Raw genomic sequence first — 1,572 nt, forward strand, 5'->3', positions numbered from 1 at the left:
CCAGGGGCGTTGTGCCGCGCTGGCCGAGGCCGCCAGCACCCTCACCAGTGACGAGCTGCTCGACCTCGCAGAACGCTTCCAACGCGAGATCGACACCGCTGTCGCACTGCGCACCATCGCCCTGGCCCACCTGTCCGCACGCGAACCGCGCCTGCTCGAGGACGGCACCGAGGTCGAAGAACACCGCGGCCTGGGCCACCAACGCATGGACGCCCCCGAGCTCGCCGCCCCACGGCTCGGAGTGTCGGTGCACAAGGCGACCCAGCTCATCATGACCGCCGTCGACCAGCTCACCCGCACACCCCAAGTCGTGACCGCCCTGGCGTCAGGTGAGCTCAACGAAGCCAAAGCATCCGCGGTCACCCACGAGACGATGTTCCTCCCCGCGGACTCTGCGCGTGAGGTCGCTGACCGCGCCGCCGACCACTGGGCTGACCTGACCGTGGGACCGTTGCGCACCCGAGTGGCCACGATCGCCGCGCAGGTCGACCCCGACGCCGTCGCCGCCCACGTCAACGACACCCGCTCCCGGCGTGGCCTGACCCGCCGCACCGGCAGCGACGGCACGGACCACTGGCGGGCCGACCTCCTCACCGAACACGCCCGGCCCGCGTGGGCCGCCGTGACCGAACGTGCCCTGCAGATCCGGCGTGACGGCGACGCCGACACCATGGAACAAGCACGCGCCGACGCCCTCACCCAGCTCATCCTCGAACACTCCGACGTCACCGTCGTCATCCACGCCACCCGCGCCGCCGAACCCACAACGCCCGCCCCCGAGCAGCCGGACGCCAGCGGCGAGGCTAATGCCGGCGCCGACAGCGCCACTCCACGGCCCGCTACCGCCGACGCTGAGAGCGAGTCGTCACAACCGGCGACCGGCGCCGAGAGCGAGTCGTCACAGCCCATCGTCGATACCGAGAGCGCGACTCCACGGCCCGGTACCGTCGCCGACGCTGAGAGCGAGTCGTCACAGCCAGCCCTTGGCGCGGCACCTGCCCTGCAGACCACGGTCTCGTGCCCGAACGGGCACGACATCACCGCCCAGCACCTCGTCGGCGAGCACCTCGCCGCCACCGACAGGGCCACGATCGACACGGCCACCGCGGGCCACGACGACACTGACGGGCTCGTCGAGGTCGGTGGGTTCGGCGCGCCCGGGACCACGTTCGTGCCTGCCGCCTTCCTGGCCGGTGCCACGACCGCGGCCTGTGACGACCCGGCAGCGCAGCTGACCTGTCACCCCGACACGGGTGCCCTCATCAGCGGGTACGTTCCGGTGTCGCTCGCGCCCACCCGCACCAGGAACGCCACGTCCAGCGATGCGGAGTCATCCGCGTACCGCGTTCCGGCCGCGATGGCCCGCCTCGTGAGGCTGCGTGACGGCACCTGCCGATTCCCCGGCTGCACCGCCTCCGCGAGGCAGACCGACCTCGACCACGTCATCCCCTGGCCCCAAGGACCCACACACCCGGGAAACCTCATCGCGCTCTGTCGACATCACCACCGCATCAAGCAACGCCACGACTGGCGCGTCCGACTCGACCCCGACGGCACCGCCACCTGGACCGA

The 1,572-nt window shown here is 71.6% G+C and carries 1 protein-coding gene; it reads left to right on the plus strand.

Going from position 1 to position 1,572, the window contains the following annotated elements; translation table 11 throughout:
• A partial coding sequence (locus tag BCF74_RS17815; protein WP_245889432.1) for a DUF222 domain-containing protein occupies positions 1-1,572 on the plus strand: 1,572 nt, incomplete at both ends.

The organism is Knoellia remsis (genome assembly GCF_003002895.1).
Taxonomy (GTDB): domain Bacteria; phylum Actinomycetota; class Actinomycetes; order Actinomycetales; family Dermatophilaceae; genus Knoellia; species Knoellia remsis.